The following is an 18,256-nucleotide window of genomic DNA, read 5'->3' on the forward strand; positions in this document are numbered from 1 at the left end:
CTTCTCAGCCGATGCGTTGCAGTGCTCGGTCACGGCGCATCTGCATCAGCGAGCCTGACTCGCGCCGGGCCATCCGGCGCAGGATCGGGGGCGCCAGGAGCAGGCCGGCCGCGGACCACGCGCCGAGCACGCCGATCGTCTCCAGGGTGTGCCAGGAGCCGCCGATCTCCGCCGCGGCGCCGGCGGGCGACAGGGCCGAGCGCATCCCCAGCCCCAGCCAGTACAGCGGGAACACATGGGCCAGCGCCTGCAGCCAGCCGGCCAGCGCCGACAGCGGGTAGAAGATGCCTGAGACGGCGGCGAGCCCGCCCGTGAGCAGCATCGACAGTCCGGCCGCCGTCTGCGGGTTGGTCGCCATCGAGCCGATGATCGCGCCCAGCGGCAACGTGGCCGTGAGGCCGAGCAGCAGCACCCAGACCATGGTGAGCCAGCCGGACGGCGGGGTGTGCGCCAGCGAAGGGATCAGGACCAGCCCGGCCACGAGCACGACCAGCACCCTGATCAGGGTGGTGAACGACACCAGCACCACGCGGCCGACCAGGTAGCCGAGCATGCCCTGCGGCAGGGCCTTGGCCCTCAGCAGCGTGCCGTCCTCCCGTTCGACGGCCAGGCCGCCCACCGCGCTGAGCAGGCCGTTGAAGGCGGCCAGCATGCCGAGGACGCTGGGCAGGGTGACCGCGGCCAGCGAGATGGACGTGCCGGGCAGCGTCGCGTCCCGCTGGAGGTACATCACCACGACCATGGCGGCCGAGGTGACGCCGGTGAAAGTGATCTCCTGCCGGCTGACCAGGGTGTGCTTGGCCTCGATCCAGCCGCGGGCCAGCCCGAGCCGGACGGCGTGCAGCGTGGGGTTCATCGCTCTTCCTTTCTGAGGATCGCCATGTAGGTGTCCTCGAGCGTCGCCCGGCGTACCTCCAGATCGCCGATCTCCTCGCCGTGCTGCGCGAACAGGTCGCGGACGAAGCCGGTGGCGTCATCGGTGGCGTGTACGAAGTGCTCGCCGCGGACGCTCCAGCGCACCTGCGCGTCGCGGGAGACCTCGCGCGCCAGGCGGTCGGCGCTGCCGTCGGCGACGATCCTGCCGCTCGCCAGGATGAGGATCCGGTCGGCGAGTTTCTCGGCCTCGTCCAGGTCGTGCGTGGTGAGCAGGATGGTGGTGTCGTCGAGGTCCGACAGCCGGTGCACCAGGTCGTGGAAGTCGCGGCGGGCCTGCGGGTCGAACCCGGCGGTCGGCTCGTCGAGGAACAGCACGTCAGGGCGCCCGACGATGCCGATGGCCACGTCGAGCCGGCGGCGCTGCCCGCCGGAGAGCTTGGCGACCCGCCGGTCGGCGTGCTCGGTGAGGCCGACGGCGGCCATCAGCTCGTCGGTGGGCAGCGGGCGGCTCCGGCCCTCGTCCGAGTAGGGGGCGTAGTAGCGGCCGAGGTGGTCGAGCAATTCGCGGACCCGCCAGGACCCGTGGTCACGCCATGACTGCAGCACCACCCCGATCCGGGCCCGCCACCGCTCGTCGCCGCCGGCCGGGTCGGTGCCGAGCACCCGCACCTGGCCGCCGGAGCGTACCCGGAAGCCCTCAAGGATCTCGATCGTGGTGGTCTTGCCCGCGCCGTTCGGGCCGAGCAGCGCGATCACCTCTCCCGCGCGCACGGTGAAGTCGACGCCCTGGAGCACCTCCACCGGCCCGTAGCGCATGCGCAGATCGCGGACCTCGATGACGGCGGGCTCCACCGGGTCGGCTAACGCGGAACCCTCGTCCAGGTCCCTCATGGCCTTCATCAGACCCTCCTAGTAGTAGGTCTACTACATTGATAGCACACCTACTACCGATCGCAAGAGGAGTACGACAACAGGTTGCAAGCGAACAGTAAGTGACACCCGATACGGTCGAATCCGCCCGTAGCGGAAGAGGAAGGTGCAATGTCACGACCCAGAGAGGCGTTGATCCAGGCAGGTCAGGGCATGGCCCAGGCGGTCGTACAAGGCGGTGATGTCCGTCAAGCCGTCGGCCAGGCGGTGGACCAGGCGGGCCAGCTGGCCGGTCAGGTCCAGGTTCAGGGCTTCACGCTCAACCCGTACGACTTCGCGGCGGCCCGTGACGGCGGCGTGTCGGTGGGCACGCTCATCGAGGCCCGGTCCGCGTCGCTGAACGAGGCCGGCGAGATCATCAACCGCAGCTTCGCCGAGAACGGCAAGCACGTGATCTCTCCGGTGGTGATCCCCAAGGGGACCACCGCGAAGGTGGTCGTGCCGCTGGGCATCCTGGTGGTGCTCGGCCTGATCGGCGCGCTCGGCAATGTCATCCCCCGAACCGATGTGTTCTTCGGCCCGCACTACTGGATCGTCCTGGTCCTGGCGGCCGCCTTCCTGTGGTGGCGGCGCAGCGTGGTGATGGTGCCCGAGGGCTGCAAGGCGCTGATCACCAAGTTCGGCAAGCTGGTGCAGATCGCCGATCCCGGCCGGGTGACGCTGTTCAACCCGTGGAAGCGGGTCAGTTACATCGTCAACACCACCCGTGAATACCCGTTCAACGCCCCCATCAGCGAGGCCCCCACGCAGCAGGGCGTCAAGGCGAGCGTCGACCTGTTCCTGCAGTTCAGGATCGAGAACCCGGCGGAGTTCATCTTCGTGCTCGGCTCGGTCAGCGGCTTCCAGTCCAAGCTGCAGAACGCCATCAGCGAGGTCACCCGCTCCCTCATCTACGCCCAGCGGGCCGAGGACATCTACGACCTGGTGGGCGAGAGCACGCTGGGCATGCTGGACAACCTCAACCAGCAGTTCCTGCCCGCCGTACGCCTCACCGACGTGAACATCACGCACGCCGAGCCGTCCAGCCAGGAGTACCGGATGGACCTGGCCGCCCCCGAGATGGTGCGCGTCGCCAAGGAGGCCTACACCTACGAGTACGAGCTGCAACTGCGCAAGGAGCAGAACGAGGGCGACCTGATCAAGGAGCTGGCCGGGCTGCAGGAGACGCTGAGCGCGATCCAGGCGGAGATCGCCGGCTACCAGGCGCGCATGGACACGGCGCTGGAGCGGGCCTCCCACCAGGCCAAGGCGCAGGCCAGGCAGCGCCTGGTCGAGGCGGAGTCCTCCGCCAACGCCAACTCGGCGCTGCTGGAGGCGCAGGCGCTCGACATCAGGGCGCTCAGCGCGGCCGAGGCGCCGGAGATCCTCGACTACCGCTTCCAGCAGGACCTGCTGGACAAGCTGGAGTCGGTCGCGACCCGGCTGCCGCAGGTGGTGCAGGTGGGCGAGCACACCGACATCGACTTCCTGGCGCTGGCCCAGCAACTGGTCGGCGGCAAGGGGGCGGCGCTGTTCTCGGCCGAGGACATGGCGGCGATCCGGGGCCGGCTGTCCGAGATCGGCGAGCGCGTGGCGGGCAGGGAGGCGGAGATCACCGCACTGCTCAAGAAGGTCGCCGAAGAGGTGAGCGAGGCGCCCGAGCCCGCTCTCGCCGGCACGCTGCCGACCATCGAGGGTGAGGTCCGATGAGCCGCGAGTTCTCGAAGATCAAGGAGTCGCTGGCCTCCTGGTCCGACATCCGCCAGCTGCTGCGCGGCGGCGAGCAGGGCCAGCTCGTGCCCGTCGTGATCCCCAAGGACAGGCGCGGCTTCGCCTGGATGGCCCTGGTCTTCATCGCCGTCTACTTCGCCGGGATGGCGGTGCTGGGCAACCTCGTCGTGCCGGCCTCGCTGGGCGCGGTGTTCTTCCTGGCCGTGGCGCTGGTGTGGATGTGGCGCCGGGCGATCATCGAGATCGAGGAGGGCACCACCGGCGTACGCAGCCGCTGGGGCGCCATCACCGGCACGCTCCCGCCGGGCCGCCACTACCTGTGGCTGCCGTGGGACCGGGTGGACGCGGTCGTCGACACCTCCACCGAGATCCCGTACTCGGCGCCGATCGTGGCCTGCCCGACGGCGGAGAACGTACCGCTGAAGTCGATCGAGTTCTTCCTCAAGTTCCGCATCGTGGACCCGGTCGCGTTCGTCCGCACGATCGGCGCGGGCAACTTCGACCTGGTGCTGTCGAGCGCCGTACAGGACGCGATCAGGCAGCGCAGCCGCAAGGTCAACACCGAGCGCGCGTACGACCTGCGCGGCTCCGACGTCGGCGACATGCAGGAGGCGCTCAACCGTCAGCTCGGCCGCTACGGCGTGCGCATCACCGGCGCCAACATCCCCGACGTGCAGCTGCCCGACCAGTACCAGCAGCACCTGGCCACCCGCGAGAAGGTGGCCAAGGAGCTGTCGGCCTACGAGCGCGAGTGGGAGCTGACCCGCAAGCGCCGCATCGACACCCTGCTCATGGAGATCGAGCGCTCCAAGAAGACCCGTGACGCCCGCGTGGTCGAGGTCAAGGCCGCGCACAACACCGCGCGCAAGGACGTGGCGCGCATGCTGGAAGAGCAGGCGACGGAGGCGCAGCGGGTGCGCTGGGAGATCGAGGCCCGCGGCCGCGCCGAGCTGACCTCCGCCGAGAACGAGGCCAAGGCCCTGCGCAGGCTGGCCGACTCCTACCGCGACAACCGAGCCGTGCTGCAGTACGAGCTGGCCCGCAGGCGCCTGGACGTGGGCGCCAAACTGGCGGAGAACGCCCCGCAACCCCTGGTGGTCCGCACCCAGCAGGGATCCGGCGACTCCGCGCTGTCGACCTTGCTCCTGGCCCAGTTGCTCCCCCGCTTCTCGGGCCATCACAACGGAGAGACCCCCGGGTCATAGGAGAACCCCATGGTGTTCCGCAAACTGATGGCCGCGTTCGGCGCGGGCGTCGAAGTAGACACGGTCCTGACCAACAGCGGTGTCCGGCCCGGTGAGACGTTACGCGGAGTGGTGAACTTCCGCGGCGGCGGTGCCGACTACAAGGTCGAGGGCATCTACCTCGATCTGACCGCGGTGGTCGAGGTGGAGCGCGGCGACGAGGAGTACAAGACCACCTACGGCTTCCTGCGCCAGCAGGTCGCCGGGACCTTCCAGCTCACCGCCGGCGCGCAGCACAGCCAGCCGTTCGAGATCGTCATCCCCTGGGAGACGCCGATCAGCGCCATCGGCGGTCATCCGCTGCACGGCATGCGGCTGGGCGTGCAGACGGAGCTGGCGCTGGCCGGCGCGATGGACAAGGGCGACCTCGACCCGCTGTTCGTCAACCCGCTGCCCGCGCAGGAGCACGTCATCGCCGCGCTCGACCGCCTGGGCTTCGGCTTCAAGAAGGCCGACCTCGAACGCGGCACGCTGCGCGGCTCGACGATGCCGTTCTTCCAGGAGATCGAGTACTACGCGGGCGGGGAGTGGCGGCGGCACTTCAACGAGCTGGAGCTGACGTTCATCGCCGGGCCGCGGCAGATGGACGTCATCCTGGAGGCCGACAAGCGCGGCGGCTTCCTGACCTCCAGCCACGACGCCTACAACCGCTTCACGGTCCGCTACGACGACCCGAGCGGGGCCGACCAGGCGCTCCGGCACGCTCTGGAGCAGATGGCGCGGCGCCGCGGCTGGCTCTGAGCCTCAAGGGCGGCGTGGAGCGACAGCTCCACGCCGCCAAGCCGTCAGTGGCGATGGCCCGTGACCTTGTACATCCGGTCGTACCAGGCCCGGTAGTGCCAGCCGGACCTGGCCCGGTAGTCGTAGCGCCGGTAAACGTGGAAGATCTCCCGCTTGAGCTCCCGCATCCGCTGCGGCACGTTGGGCGCCCAGGTCGTCATCGGGTAGCCGCGGTAGGCCACCAGGCGCACCCGCCGATCCGCGGCAGCGGCGGCGGCGAAGCGGGCCGAGGCCACGTGGTCGGGGTGGTCGCACAGCCGGCAGCGCGGCGGCGGGTCGGGGTCCAGGGTGCGGATCACGTTCGCCTGGTATCTGGCGTAGACGGCACGCAGCATCGCCACCACGTTCTCCCGGCTCACGCACCGCCGCTCGGCGGGGTCGAAGGCGCGTACGCAGCCCCGGCCGGCCCATAGCCGGGTCAGCGCGTCACGACCGCCGTCGGCCCGCGGGTCGCCGCCGTCCGGCAGCCCGGCGTAGATGAGGATCACCTTCGGCCGCTCGACCAGGGAGTCCACCTTGACGGGCAGCCCCCCGGCGGTGATCACCGTGCTCTGCCAGGCGTCACGCACCCCAGCCAGATGGGCGTACGCGGCACGCAGGCCCGCGACGCGGTCCCGTGCGTACACGTACGGATCATGATGGTCGTCCAGCCCCGCGGTGCCCTCGCCCGCGGTGAGGTAGACGGTGACGCTCGGCCGCTCGCCCAGCACCCCGCCGTAGAGGTCGGGGCTCATGAACAGCAGATCGTCGTCCGGATGGGCGACGACCTGGACGAACCGCTCCCCCAGGACCAGCTCGTCGGACACCGTGGCGGCGATGGCCGGCGGCACGGGACACACCGTGTAGACGACCAGCGCCATCGCCAACGAACCCGAGCGCAAGCTCGGTATTAACCCCTTCATCCCCACCCCCGTCCAGTAAGCGTAAAGATCTCGCGATCTCCACGCCCTACCTTTAAGGGGGATATGTCAGGTCATACTCAGGGAGGAGGCCTGCTCTTTCCGCGCACTTGGCGGGGTCGTTACCATGATTTCGGGAACTGACTGATCGTCGGATGCGGGGCAATGCGATGGCACGGTTCACGGCGGCGCTGAAGCGGATCGCCCCATGGGCGGCGCAGAACGCCGACGGCGCGATCGCACTCGGTCTGGCCATTGTAGTCGGCGTGCTCGGGATCATGCCGGACGGCATCTTCGGCCCGGAGGGCGACAAGGTCCAGGATCAGCTGGTCAGCGCGGCGACCCTGGTGATCCTGGCGCTGGTGGCCACCGCGCTGCTGCGCGACCGGGTGCGTCAGGCGCCGTTGGAGGAGACCGTCACCTCCGGCGCGCTCGCCCAGCTGCCCGTACGGCTGGCCCGGCTCGAGGAGATCGAGGACCTGGTCACCGGCACACGGCGGGCCCTCGACTCGCTCCAGCTGGTCAGGGTGCTCGGCAGCAGGCAGGAGATCGCGCAGGCGCACGCCGACGCCCGCAAGGACACCACGCGGTGGAGCTTCAAGGGCGGCACCGGCACCTACCTGCGCGCGGTCACGCTGCCCGAGTGCGTGGCGGCGGCCAGAAAGGTCAAGCGCCACCTCACGGTCCGGGTCGAGATCATCGACCCGGTCAACGTCGAGGTGTGCGAGACCTACGCCCACTACCGCCGCTCCCTGTCCGACGCGCCCGACGGCACCGGCGAGACCTGGACGGCCGACCGGGTCAGGAAGGAGTCGTACGCCACGATCCTGGCCGCCTTCTGGCACCGCCAGCGTTACGGGCTGCTCGACATCGGCATCGGCCTGTCCTCCACGATGACGACCTTCCGCTGGGACCTGTCGGCCACCCGCCTGATCATGACGGTCGAGGACCCCAACCGGGCGATGACCGCGCTGGCCGACACCTTCTACTACGAGAACTGCGACACCGAGCTGCGGCTCAGCTTCGAGCAGGCCCGGCTGGTGCCGCTGGAGATGTACAAGAAGGTGCCACTGAGCGACGAGCCCACGGTCGAGGAGGTGCAGGAGCTGTTCACCCGGATCTCGATCCCGCTGCCCAGGTCCTACGACGACCGCGACGTCGTCGACATCGCCCGCAAGGCGCTGCGCGCCAGGAATCCGTACGACGCATGAGCCGTCGCGGTGTCTACCAGCAGCTCGCCCGGGGACAGGCGCGCCCATGGGCGCTGGCGGCGCTGTCAGGCACCGGCATCAGGGCCGTACGCCACCCGCTCGGCTTCGTCTGCCTGCCACTGGAGCGTGACGGCGGCGAGGGGGTATGTCTCCATCTGTGGTCGGCCAGATTCACGCACGCGGAGAGCACCACCTCGGGCATCCACTGCCACAGCTGGGACCTGCTCAGCCATGTGCTGTACGGGCAGGTGCGCAACGTGCACGCGGTGGTCACCGACGCGGTGCACGACGCCACGCACCGGGTGTTCGAGGTGGTCAGCGCCGCGGACGGCGACCGCATCACGCCCACCCGCCGGACCGTACGGCAGGAGACGGGGCTGGTGGAGGAGTTCGGCCCCGGCGACACCTACACGCTGGCGGCCGGCCGCTTCCACAGCAGCGTCGTGCCGGCGGGGGGCGAGGCGGCCACGATCGCGCTCGGCCGCGGCCGGCCGGGCAGCCGCGACCTGTCGCTGGGCCCGCTCGGCACCGGCGACCACCACGTGTCCAGGCAACCGCTCGACGACGAGGAGACGGCGCTCGCCGTCCGCCTGATAGCCGCCCACCTGAGCTGAGGGGCCCCGAATGGATCTGGATCACGCTCGCGCGGTCGCCGTCACCGCCGCCGAGGCCGCGGGCGAACTACTCGTGTCCGGCACCCGCGGCGCGCTCGGCGCCCGGCCCAAGGGCGGTTCGGGCGACGTCGTCACCGAACTCGACCTGGCCTCGGAGAAACTGCTGGTCGAACGCATTCTCACCGCCTTCCCGGCGCACTCCGTCATCGCCGAGGAGTCGGGCCTGCTGGGCGCCGCCGACGGCGAGTGGACGTGGCTGATCGACCCGCTCGACGGCACCAACAACGTGGTCATCGGCCTGCCCGCCTACGTCGTCGGCCTGGCCCTGTGCCGCTCGGGACGCCCCATGCTGGGCGTGGTGCACGACCCCGTCTCGGCCCAGACCTGGTCCGCGATCCGCGACCGAGGCGCGATCACGTCCTCCGGCGTACGGCTGGCCCCGCCGCACAACCCCTCACCGCACGGCCCGCTGCTGGCCTGGACCCAGGGCTACTCGGTGTCCAGGAGCGACGCGACCGTACGGGCCATCAAGGACGCCCTGGAGCTGAACGCCCGGCGGATGCTGCAGCTGTGGGCCCCGCTGCTGGCGTGGGCGATGCTGGCCAGGGGCGACATCGACGGCATCGTCGGCTACCGGGCCGAGGCGGTGGACCTGCCCGCGGGCGCGCTCCTCGCGCGGGAGGCGGGCATCGAGATCCGGGCGCTGGACGGCGGGCCGTTCGAGGAGGGGATCGACGGCACGCCCGACGACCGCAGCTTCGTCGCCACCCACCCGAGCGCCATGCCCGGCCTCCTCGATGTGCTGCGCGGCGGTGGAGCGGTCAGCCGAACGTGACGAGGGCCCACACACTGGCGACCAGGCCGACGGCCGCCAGCCCGGTGCCGGTGGCCAGGAAGCGGCGCATCGGGACGGACACGTCGTGGCGGCGGCACGACTCGAACCAGAGCAGCGTCGCCAGCGACGCCCACGGCGTGACGACCGGCCCCACGTTGGTGCCGACCAGCAGGGCCAGCAACCGGTCCTGGTCGCTCGACGGGATGACCTCGGCGATGGCCTGGAAGGCCGGCAGGTTGTTGATCAGGTTGGACAGCCCGGCACCCACCGCCGCCGTCCGGTAGGGGTCGCCCTCGGCGCCGATCATCCAGCGCATCAGGTCGGCCAGGCCGTAGCGGCTGAGGGTGGGCACCACCAGGAACAGGCCCGTCACGAAGATGAGCAGCTGCCAGGGGATCAGGCTCCACGTCAGCCGGGCGCGGTCGCGTACGACGAAGGCCACCACGACGACCAGCGCCGCCACCGAAGCGGCCACGCCGACCTGGACCTTGACCAGCAGCGCGCCGATGAACAGCAAGCAGCCCGCGGCCGCGGCGGCGAACAGCACGCGGTCGGCCACCGGCTCCAGCAGGGGCGGCGTGTAGCGCAGGTCGCGGCGCTGGCCCCGGCGCCAGAAGAAGACCCACAGGAAGACCATCGTCACGGCGATCGAGACGATCTGCGGCACCCACATCCGCCCGGCGAACTGCTGGGTGTCGAGCGCGATCTTGTTGATGCCGAGCAGGTTCGTCAGGTTGGAGACCGGCAGCAGCAGGCTGGCGGTGTTGGCCAGCCAGATCGTGGTCATCGCCAGGGGCAGGGCGGCGATGCGCGCCCTGGGCGCCAGCGCCAGCATGACCGGGGTGAGCAGCACCGCGGTCGTATCGAGATTCAGAAATATCGTAATAAATGAGGCGAAGGCCGTACAGAGGAAGAAGAGCGCGACGTAGTTGCCCCGCCCCAGCACCGCCATCCTGGCCGCGATGGCGTCGAAGACCTGGGCTTCCTTGGTCAGCTCCGCCAGCACGATGATGCCCACCAGGAAGACGAGCAACGGCCCGATCTCGTCCAGGCTGTCCACGGCTTCGCGCCACGGAAGCAGCCCGGTCGCCACGAAGACGAGGCCGAGCCCGAGCAGCCCGACCCTGATCCAGTCGAGCACACCAAGACGTCGCCACACCTGTCGATGATCGCACAGCTGAAAATCGCCGGTCCCACAGGGGATACTGAGGGAATGGCACGTGACGGCAGGCCGACAGAGATCTTCGTCAGCTACTCCCCCGCCGACACGGCCTGGGCGACCTGGATCGCCTGGGAGCTGGAGGCGGCGGGCTACCGGACCATGATCCAGGCGTGGGACTTCGTGCCCGGCACGAACTTCATCGACTTCATGGACCGCGGCGTCAGCGAGGCGCAGGTGGTGGTGGCCGTGCTCTCGCGCAACTACCTGACCTCGCGCTACGGCCGCATGGAGTGGCAGGCCGCGCTCCGCGCCGACCCCGACAACCCGTCCAACAAGCTGATCACGATCCGGCTCGAGGACGTACGCCTCGAAGGGCTGCTGTCCACGATCACCTGGGTGGACCTGCTCGGCGTCACCGATTCCGGCCAGGCCAGGGCGCTGCTGCTGGGCCGGGTCAGGGAGGCCATGTCGGGCCGGGCCAAGCCGGAGGCGGCGCCCGCCTTCCCGACGGGTGCGGGCCTGCCGCTGCCCGCGCCGACCCTGCCGCCGCCGGGCGAGCGCTCGCGGGCCAGGCGCGCCCCGGTGTCGGCGCCGAAGTTCCCGCCGTCGGCCACCGCCGACCACGGCCGCGAGTCGCTGACCGTGCTGCACATCGGCGGTCCCCGGTTCGGCCGGGCGTTGCCCGATCCGGGCGAGCCGTTCACGCCCGAGGACATGCAGGCGCGGATCTGGGCGGATCTCACCGAGATGTACGACCGGGGCATGCCGCGCCCCGACCTCATGGTGGTCACCGGCGACCTGACCGAGTCGGGCAGCCTGGGGCAGTTCGGGCAGGCGACCCGCTTCCTCACCGACCTGCGGCTGCTGGTCGGCCTGGAGCCGCACCGGCTGGTGATCGTGCCGGGCCCGCGCGACGTCACCAAGGCCGCGGCCAGCGCCTACTTCCTCACCTGCGAGGCCGATGACGTCTCCCCGCAGCCGCCCTACTGGCCGAAGTGGCGGCATTTCGCGGGCCTGTTCGGCGAGGTGTACCAAGGGCTGGACGACCGGGTGTTCGACGGCGGCCAGCCGTGGACGCTGTTCGAGGTGCCCGACCTGAGGGTGGTCGTCGCCGGGCTCAACTCGACGATGGCCATGAGCCACCTCGAACGCGACGCCTATCCCCTGCTCGGCGAGGGGCAGGCCGCCTGGTTCGCCGAGCGGCTGCGCCCCTACGAGGAGAACGCCTGGCTGCGGCTCGGCGCGATCGGGCACCCGCCGGCCGCCCTGCGCGACGCGCCGACCTACGACCGGATCCTCGCCCGGCGGCTCAACCTGCTCTTCCAGGGCGCGGGAGAGGCCGGTGAGGCCGCCGTCGCCGCGCCGCGCTCCGGCCATCACCAGGTCGTCGAGATCACCGCCGGCGGGCTGCGCACCTGGCTGCCCGGCGCCGACCGCCCCGAGCGCGTCTCCCACAGCTGGCGGGCCGCCCAGGCCACCTTCACCGGAGAGGCGCCGGCCGCCCGCGCCCCCGAGCCCGCGCCGATCGAGCGCGAGCCGAGCCCGGTGGAGCTGCTGCTCGACCGGATCACCGAGGTCTGCGAGGCCCGGCACGAGCGGGCCAGGATCCGCCGGTTCACCGCCCACCTGGTCGTCACCCATCCCGAGGACGGGTTCGTCCGGCAGACGATGATCGGCGCGCACGTGGGCGAGCTGACCGCCGCCGAAGCCGATCATTTCGTCCGGCAGGCGCACGCCGCCGACCTCGCCGCCGAGCTCGTCTACCAGGGACCGCCCCCGGCCAGGTCGCTGCGCGACGAGCTCATGCGCAGAGGTGTGCGGCTGCGCAGCTTCACCGAGTTCCAGGGCCTGCTGGACCTGTCGGGCTATGTCGCCGAGCAGACGGCCCGGCTCACCAACGACCGCCGCTACCCGCCCAGCCTGTACGTCCCCCAGCGCTACCGCGAACTCGACCGGCCAGGACACCAGGTCAGGGAGGGCCTGACCGACGAGCTGATGCGGCTGCTGGCCGCCGACCACGGCCGCTTCCTGCTGCTGCTGGGCGACTTCGGCCACGGCAAGACGTTCGCGCTGCGCGAGCTGGCCAGGCGCATCCCGACCGAACTGCCGCACCTGACACCGATCCTGATCGAGCTGCGGGCGCTGGACAAGGCACACTCCGTGGACGCGCTGGTCGCCGCTCATCTGGCGAGCCATGGCGAGGAGTTCATCGATCTCAAGGCGTTCCGTTACCTGTTGCGGCAGGGGCGGATCGTGCTGCTGTTCGACGGTTTCGACGAGCTCGTCACCCGGCTCACCTACGACCGGGCGGCCGACCACCTGTCGACGTTACTGGCCGCGGCCGAGGACAAGGCGAAGATCGTGGTCGCCAGCCGTACCCAGCACTTCAAGTCGCACTCCCAGGTGCTCACCTCGCTCGGCGAGATGGTCGGCGTGCTGCCGCAGCGGCGGGTGCTCAGCGTCGAGGACTTCACGCACGACCAGATCCGCGCCTACCTGGCCAACCGCTTCGCCGACGGCGACGCGGCGGCGGCGCGCATGTCGCTGATGGAGAGCATCACGGACCTGCTCGACCTGGCCCAGAACCCGCGGATGCTGAGCTTCATCGCCGACCTCGACGCTGACCGGCTGCGCACGGTGGCCGGCGCCCGTCACACGATCAGCCCGGCGCTGCTGTATGAGGAGATCCTCGGCTCGTGGCTGGCCTTCGAGGAGCGGCGGGCCAGGGTGCCGGGGTCGCCGACTCCGCTGACCACCGACGAGCTGTGGCAGGTCGTGACGGGGCTCGCGCTGCGGCTGTGGGACTCCGGCGAGTCGCTGCTGGGGGTCGACGAGCTGACCGAGTACGCCGAGACGCTGACCGGCCTGGCCGGCGGGCAGCTGTCCGCCGAGCACGCCGCCCACGCGGTGGGCTCGGGCAGCCTGCTGGTACGTACCGAGGAGGGCATGTTCGGGTTCATCCACTCCTCGGTCATGGAGTGGCTGATCGCCCGGCACATCGCCGCCACCATCGAGGCGCCGGTGGGGCTGTCGCGCCGGCCGCTGTCGGCGCTGACCGTGGAGTTCCTGTGCGACCTGGCCGACGTACGGGCGCTGCGGGCGTGGGTGTCCGACCCGCCCGCCGACGACGTGTCGCGGGCGAACGCGGTCAAGATCTCGGCGCGGCTGCGCACCCCCGCCCGGGCCGACCTGCGGGGCGCGAACCTCAAGGGCGAGGACCTGTCGGCCAGGGACCTGCAGGAGGTCGACCTGACCGGCGCCGACCTGACCGACGCCACGCTCGTCGGCACGAACCTGTCCCGAGCCGTCCTGCGCGACGCCAAGCTGGCCGGGGCCCGGCTCGACGGCGCCAAGCTGGCGGGCGCCGACCTCACCGGGGCCGACCTGTCGGACGCGCGGCTGGCCCACACGGACCTGAGCGACGTCTCCGCCGAGGGCGCCCGGTGGCACCGGGCCACGCTGATCAACGTGACGGGCACGCTGCCGCACCTGCCGGGCGCCTCCGTGGTGCCCGGCCAGCCGGTGGAGATCCAACTCGCGCCCGCCGCGATCGGCGTGCCGTACGGCTATCACTTCCAGACCAGCCGGCTCCCGGAGCCCATCGCGTACACCCCCGACGGGTCCACGCTCGCCGTCGGCCACGAGGACGGCGGCGTGCTGCTGTGCGTGGGCGGCGCGCCCGTGCGGACACTGCAAGGGCACGCGGGCCGCGTGTACGCGGTCTCGTTCGCCGGCGACCTGCTGGCCACCGGCGCGAGCGACGGCCGGGTCGTGCTCTGGGACGCCCTCACCGGCGCGCACCTGCGCGAGCTGCGCGGCCATGCCGACGGGGTCTGGCCGGTACGCCTCAGCCCGTCGGGCGAGCTGGTCGCGGCGGGCGGCGGTGACGGCGTCATCCGCCTCTGGGACAGCGCCACCGGCCGGCTCCTCCACGAGCTCGCGGGCCACCAGGCACCCGTCTACACGGTGTCGTTCGGCGACTCGGTGCTGGTCAGCGGCGACTCGGCGGGCGTGGTACGCCTCTGGGACCTGACGTCCGGGCAGGTGGCGGGCACGCTCGACGGCCACCGCGGCTCGGTCTACCGTGCGGTCCACAGCCCGGACGGTTCGCTGCTGGCCACCGGCGACGAGGCGGGGACGGTACGCCTGTGGGACGCGTCCTCGTGGGCGCTGCGGCACGAGCTGAAGGGCCACTCCGGCAGCGTCTACTGCCTGGCCTTCACCCCCGACGGCTCCCTGCTGGCCAGCGGCGACACGGCCGGGGCCGTACGCCTGTGGGACCCGGCCGGCCAGGCCCACGGCGTCCACACCAGCCACGCCGGGTCCGTCTACCAGGTGCTCTTCTCCCCCGACGGCCGCACACTGGCCAGCGGCGACTCCAACGGCGTCGTCCGGCTGCAGGAGGTGGGCGGCGGCCGGCGGGTCGAGCTGACCGGGCATCGCAGCTCGGTCTGGCCGTTCGTGTTCCGGCCCGACGGCGAGCAGCTGGCCACCAGCAGCAACGACGGGACGGTACGCCTCTGGGATCCGGCCAGCGGCCAGTGCCAGCGGGTGCTGCGCGGCCACGGCAGGCGGATCTCCTCGGTCAGGTTCAGCACCGACGGCTCGATGCTGGCCACCAGCGGCAACGACGGCGTCGTCCGCCTCTGGGAGCCGCGCACGGGGCGCCGCCTGCGCGAGGTCGCCGGCACCGCCGACCGGCTCATCTCGGCCCTGTTCTCACCTGCCGGGCCGGTCCTGGCCACCTCCAGCAACGACGGCGGCGTACATTTCTGGAACGCCGTCACCGGCGACTACGAACGCGAGCTCAACGCCGAGACCGACCACGTGTGGGCCGAGGCGTTCAGCCCCGACGGCACGCTGCTGGCCACGGCCAACGACGACGACAGCGTACGCATCTGGTATCGGCCGACCAGCCGCATGGTGAGCAATCTGGCCGACCACCGGGGCCGGGTCCGCTCGATCGCCTTCAGCCCCGACGGCCGTTTCGTGGCCACGGGCTGCGACGACCGGCTCATACGCCTCTGGCACGTCGAGTCCGGCGGGCGCGTCGCTACCTTGGAAGGCCATACCGACCGGGTCTACTCGGTCGTGTTCTCGCCCTCGGGCCAGCACCTGGCCAGCGCCGGCAACGACGGCCTGGCCATGGTGTGGGAGCTGCGTCCCGGCCAGCCCTGGCAGCCGCGGCTGCGGCACACGCTCGGCCGGCACGCCGGGCGGCTGTGGAGCGTCGCGTTCGACGCCACCGGCGAGCGGCTGGCGACGGGCGGCGACGACCTCATGGTGCGGGTCTGGGACACGGCGACGGGGCGGCCGCTGCACACGCTGGCGGGACACTCGCGGCGGGTGTGGTCGGTGGCGTTCAGCCCCGCGGCGGACCTGCTGGCCAGTGCCGGGGACGACGGGGTGGTGATCCTCTGGGCGGGTACCGAACGGCGGGCCACCCTGCTGGGCCTGCCGGAGGGGTGGGCGGCGCTGTCCCCGGACGGCCGGTACAAGATCCAGGGGGAGGTTTCCGGGCAGTTCTGGCACGTCATCGGGATGTCGCGGTTCGAGCTGGGTGAGCTGGACCCGTATCTGCCCGGTGTCCGCCAGGTGCCGCTCGACTCCCCGTTCTGAGCCCTCCCGGACTGGTCAGCCGCGGGCGGCTCGGGTCAGCAGGTCGTCCCAGACCTGGGCGACCCTGGTCTCCAGGTCGTCTAGGCCGCCCTCGTTGTCGATCACGATGTCGGCGATCGCCAGCCGGTCCTGCCGGGTCGCCTGCGCCGCGATGCGGGCCTTGGCGTCGTGCTCCGGCATGCCACGGTGCTCGGCCAGGCGGGCGATACGGACCTCGTCGGCGGCGTCCACGACGATCACCACGTCGTACATCGGCGCCAGCCGGTTCTCCGCGAGCAGCGGCACGTCGTAGACCATGATCGCGTCGTCGGCCGTCTGCCGCTGCAGCTCGGCGACCCGCTCCCCCACCAGCGGATGCACGATGCCGTTGAGCGTGGCCAGCTTGTCGGGGTCGGCGAAGACGATGGCGCCCAGCTTCTCCCGGTTGAGTGAGCCGTCAGGGTGGAGCACCTCGTCGCCGAACACGCCCACCACGCGGGCCAGACCCGGAGTGCCGGGCTCCACCACCTCGCGGGCGATCTTGTCGGCGTCGATCACGACGGCGCCCCGCGCCGCGAGGCGCTTGGAGACCTCGCTCTTGCCCGATCCGATGCCGCCGGTGAGGCCGATTTTCAGCACGCGGAAAGCCTATCCGCGATCGTGGATCAGCGGCGCATGTGGACCAAGGTGAGATGGTCGTCCATGCGCTCCCGGTGGGTCTCGCGGTAGCCCAGGCTGCGGTAGAGGCGCAGGTTGCCCTCGGACAGGTGGCCGGTGAACAGGTCGAAGGCCGTGGCCTCCGGCATCCGCTCGTGCAGCGTCCGCATCAGCGCCCGGCCCAGGCCCTGACGTTGCCGGTCGGGGGCCACCACCAGGCGGCCGACCAGGCAGGTGGTCCCGCCCAGCTGGCCGCGTACGGCTCCCACGATCCGGCCGGCGTCGATGGCCTTGAGCACGGCGCCGGTCTCGATGGCCTTGCGGACCTGCTCCACGGACTCCAGGAGCGGCGGCAGGAACGGGTCGCCGTACAGCTGGGCCTCGGTGACGTACGCGGCTCGCTGCAGGGTGAGGATCTCACCGGCGTCGTCCGGCAGCGCACGCTCGATCTCCACGCGAGCACCCTACTGCAGCCCCGCCCTCCGCCCCTACCGCACCCCGTCCAGGGTTCCGAAGAACGTGCGGATGCTCCGTACCAGCGGCTCGGGCGAGTTCATCGCCACCATGTGACTGTCGCCGTGCTCACCCGCCCAGTGGACGACCCGATTCCCGCGCTCGGCGATGCGCCGGAGCAGCGCGGAGCCGCCGTGCGACACCCCGCTCGGCACCGCGGTCTGGTTGATCGGCATGCCCGCCGCTCCCTCGTAGTACGTCCACGACGACGAGCCGCCCGTCCCGGTCAGCCAGTAGAGGCTCGCGTTCGTGAGCACCAGGTCACGGTCGATCGGCTCGGCGGCCTCCTCATCGGGCCAGCCGTCGAACTCCTTGAACCGCTCCACCAGGTAGGCCAGCTGCGCCACCGGCGAGTCGGTGAAGCCGAAGCTCAGCGTCTGCGGCCGGTTGGCGAGGTACGGCCCGTAGCCGCTGCCTCCGGCGAACCGCTGGGTCAGGTCCGCCAGCTCGGCCAGCTCCGCCTCGGTGGCGTCGGCGAGCTCGGCCGGGTCGCCGGTGGGGATGCCGAGCCCGGCGGTGATGTGCGAGCCGATCACGTGGTCGCCGTCGATGGCCGCCAGCTGCGGGGTGACCAGGGCACCGGCGTCGTTGCCGTGGGCGCCGTACCGCTCGTACCCGAGCCGGGCCATCAGCTCGGCCCAGGTCCGCGCCACCCGTACGATGCTCCAGGGCCGCTCGTCGGCGGGCTCGGGGAACGGTGAGAAGCCGAAGCCGGGCAGCGAGGGGGCCACCACGTGGAAGGCCGTGGCCGGGTCGAGGCCGTGGGCGCGCGGGTCGGTGAGCGGGCCGATGACGTTCAGGAACTCGGCGACGGTGTTCGGCCAGCTGTGCGTGAGGATCAGCGGCAGCGCGCCGGGCTCCGGCGAGCGGACGTGCAGGAAGTGGACGCGCTGCCCGTCGATGTCCGTGGTGAACTGCGGGAAGGCGTTGAGCTTGGCCTCCTGCGCCCGCCAGTCGAACCCGTCGGCCCAGTACGCGGCCAGCTCGCGCAGGTAGCCGACCGGGACGCCCCGGCGCCAGCCGCCGCCGGGCAGCGGCCGCGGCCAGCGGGTACGGCTGAGCCGGTCCTTCAGGTCGTCAAGGTCGGCTTGCGGGATCGTGATGCGGAAGGGTTCGATCATGTGGCAACCCTAGGAAGGATCGCGGAAAGAATCGTTCCGCATTGACGCAAAAGAAAAACCCCGCACCGGATGGTGCGGGGTCTTTCTCTGTCAGCTAGTCAACCAG

General features: G+C 71.2%; 14 protein-coding genes. 7 read left to right on the forward strand and 7 right to left on the reverse strand.

Going from position 1 to position 18,256, the window contains the following annotated elements; all coding sequences use genetic code 11:
• Positions 1 to 4 precede the first annotated feature (4 nt).
• Together AB0B61_RS30100 and AB0B61_RS30105 are read right to left on the reverse strand one after the other, a co-directional pair.
• Positions 5 to 856: an ABC transporter permease gene (locus AB0B61_RS30100; protein WP_358438716.1), complete on the reverse strand. Its 852-nt coding sequence runs from the start codon at positions 854 to 856 to the stop codon at positions 5 to 7.
• Positions 853 to 1,767, reverse strand: coding sequence for an ABC transporter ATP-binding protein (locus AB0B61_RS30105; RefSeq protein ID WP_358438975.1), 915 nt, complete (start codon positions 1,765 to 1,767; stop codon positions 853 to 855). The genes AB0B61_RS30100 and AB0B61_RS30105 overlap by 4 nt, the downstream gene beginning before the upstream one ends.
• A gap of 150 nt (positions 1,768 to 1,917) precedes the next feature.
• Here AB0B61_RS30105 and AB0B61_RS30110 point away from each other — a divergent pair, with 150 nt between their 5' ends.
• Genes AB0B61_RS30110 through AB0B61_RS30120 form a run of 3 tightly spaced genes read left to right on the forward strand, consistent with a single transcriptional unit; the run spans position 1,918 to position 5,501 of the window.
• Positions 1,918 to 3,495, forward strand: coding sequence for an SPFH domain-containing protein (locus AB0B61_RS30110; RefSeq protein ID WP_358438719.1), 1,578 nt, complete (start codon positions 1,918 to 1,920; stop codon positions 3,493 to 3,495).
• Positions 3,492 to 4,721, forward strand: coding sequence for an SPFH domain-containing protein (locus AB0B61_RS30115; RefSeq protein WP_358438722.1), 1,230 nt, complete (start codon positions 3,492 to 3,494; stop codon positions 4,719 to 4,721). The genes AB0B61_RS30110 and AB0B61_RS30115 overlap by 4 nt, the downstream gene beginning before the upstream one ends.
• 9 nt (positions 4,722 to 4,730) lie before the next feature.
• Positions 4,731 to 5,501 carry a sporulation protein gene (locus AB0B61_RS30120; protein ID WP_358438725.1) on the forward strand — a complete coding sequence of 257 codons (771 nt, stop codon included), beginning with the start codon at positions 4,731 to 4,733 and terminating at the stop codon, positions 5,499 to 5,501.
• Positions 5,502 to 5,545: 44 nt separating this feature from the next.
• Here the strand turns inward: AB0B61_RS30120 and AB0B61_RS30125 are convergent, their stop codons facing one another.
• Positions 5,546 to 6,421 carry a PIG-L family deacetylase gene (locus AB0B61_RS30125; RefSeq protein WP_358438727.1) on the reverse strand — a complete coding sequence of 292 codons (876 nt, stop codon included), beginning with the start codon at positions 6,419 to 6,421 and terminating at the stop codon, positions 5,546 to 5,548.
• A gap of 188 nt (positions 6,422 to 6,609) precedes the next feature.
• Between AB0B61_RS30125 and AB0B61_RS30130 the strand changes: the two genes are divergently transcribed.
• Genes AB0B61_RS30130 through AB0B61_RS30140 form a run of 3 tightly spaced genes read left to right on the forward strand, consistent with a single transcriptional unit; the run spans position 6,610 to position 9,099 of the window.
• A complete protein-coding gene (locus tag AB0B61_RS30130) occupies positions 6,610 to 7,650 on the forward strand; it encodes a hypothetical protein (protein WP_358438730.1) in 1,041 nt (346 codons plus the stop codon).
• On the forward strand, positions 7,647 to 8,264 hold the full coding sequence (locus AB0B61_RS30135) for a hypothetical protein (protein WP_358438733.1): 618 nt from the start codon (positions 7,647 to 7,649) through the stop codon (positions 8,262 to 8,264). Before AB0B61_RS30130 ends, AB0B61_RS30135 begins: the two co-directional genes overlap by 4 nt.
• Positions 8,265 to 8,274: 10 nt before the next feature.
• A complete protein-coding gene (locus tag AB0B61_RS30140; RefSeq protein ID WP_358438736.1) occupies positions 8,275 to 9,099 on the forward strand; it encodes an inositol monophosphatase family protein in 825 nt (274 codons plus the stop codon).
• Here the strand turns inward: AB0B61_RS30140 and AB0B61_RS30145 are convergent.
• Complete coding sequence (locus tag AB0B61_RS30145) at positions 9,086 to 10,258, reverse strand: SLC13 family permease (RefSeq protein WP_358438738.1); 1,173 nt, start codon at positions 10,256 to 10,258, stop codon at positions 9,086 to 9,088. The genes AB0B61_RS30140 and AB0B61_RS30145 overlap by 14 nt on opposite strands.
• Positions 10,259 to 10,312: 54 nt before the next feature.
• Here AB0B61_RS30145 and AB0B61_RS30150 point away from each other — a divergent pair, with 54 nt between their 5' ends.
• Positions 10,313 to 15,880, forward strand: coding sequence for a TIR domain-containing protein (locus tag AB0B61_RS30150; protein WP_358438741.1), 5,568 nt, complete (start codon positions 10,313 to 10,315; stop codon positions 15,878 to 15,880).
• A gap of 15 nt (positions 15,881 to 15,895) precedes the next feature.
• Here the strand turns inward: AB0B61_RS30150 and coaE are convergent, their stop codons facing one another.
• Genes coaE through AB0B61_RS30165 form a run of 3 tightly spaced genes read right to left on the reverse strand, consistent with a single transcriptional unit; the run spans position 15,896 to position 18,150 of the window.
• Positions 15,896 to 16,498 (reverse strand): dephospho-CoA kinase, encoded by a 603-nt coding sequence (gene coaE / locus AB0B61_RS30155; RefSeq protein ID WP_358438744.1) that lies wholly within the window; start codon positions 16,496 to 16,498, stop codon positions 15,896 to 15,898.
• 26 nt (positions 16,499 to 16,524) lie between these two features.
• Entirely contained in the window at positions 16,525 to 16,971 is a 447-nt protein-coding gene (locus tag AB0B61_RS30160) for a GNAT family N-acetyltransferase (RefSeq protein WP_358438746.1), read from the reverse strand.
• Positions 16,972 to 17,004: 33 nt separating this feature from the next.
• Positions 17,005 to 18,150 (reverse strand): epoxide hydrolase family protein, encoded by a 1,146-nt coding sequence (locus AB0B61_RS30165; protein ID WP_358438749.1) that lies wholly within the window; start codon positions 18,148 to 18,150, stop codon positions 17,005 to 17,007.
• Positions 18,151 to 18,256 lie beyond the last annotated feature (106 nt).

The sequence above is a fragment of the Nonomuraea sp. NPDC049158 genome, from assembly GCF_040648335.1.
Taxonomy (GTDB): domain Bacteria; phylum Actinomycetota; class Actinomycetes; order Streptosporangiales; family Streptosporangiaceae; genus Nonomuraea.

What these genes read in the sequence shown, in the direction of transcription:
- AB0B61_RS30100 (WP_358438716.1), bottom strand. Translation starts at nt 856, where the DNA reads ATGAACCCCACGCTGCACGCCGTCCGGCTCGGGCTGGCCCGCGGCTGG.
- AB0B61_RS30105 (WP_358438975.1), bottom strand. Translation starts at nt 1,767, where the DNA reads ATGAGGGACCTGGACGAGGGTTCCGCGTTAGCCGACCCGGTGGAGCCC.
- AB0B61_RS30110 (WP_358438719.1), top strand. Translation starts at nt 1,918, where the DNA reads ATGTCACGACCCAGAGAGGCGTTGATCCAGGCAGGTCAGGGCATGGCC.
- AB0B61_RS30115 (WP_358438722.1), top strand. Translation starts at nt 3,492, where the DNA reads ATGAGCCGCGAGTTCTCGAAGATCAAGGAGTCGCTGGCCTCCTGGTCC.
- AB0B61_RS30120 (WP_358438725.1), top strand. Translation starts at nt 4,731, where the DNA reads ATGGTGTTCCGCAAACTGATGGCCGCGTTCGGCGCGGGCGTCGAAGTA.
- AB0B61_RS30130 (WP_358438730.1), top strand. Translation starts at nt 6,610, where the DNA reads ATGGCACGGTTCACGGCGGCGCTGAAGCGGATCGCCCCATGGGCGGCG.
- AB0B61_RS30135 (WP_358438733.1), top strand. Translation starts at nt 7,647, where the DNA reads ATGAGCCGTCGCGGTGTCTACCAGCAGCTCGCCCGGGGACAGGCGCGC.
- AB0B61_RS30140 (WP_358438736.1), top strand. Translation starts at nt 8,275, where the DNA reads ATGGATCTGGATCACGCTCGCGCGGTCGCCGTCACCGCCGCCGAGGCC.
- AB0B61_RS30150 (WP_358438741.1), top strand. Translation starts at nt 10,313, where the DNA reads ATGGCACGTGACGGCAGGCCGACAGAGATCTTCGTCAGCTACTCCCCC.
- AB0B61_RS30165 (WP_358438749.1), bottom strand. Translation starts at nt 18,150, where the DNA reads ATGATCGAACCCTTCCGCATCACGATCCCGCAAGCCGACCTTGACGAC.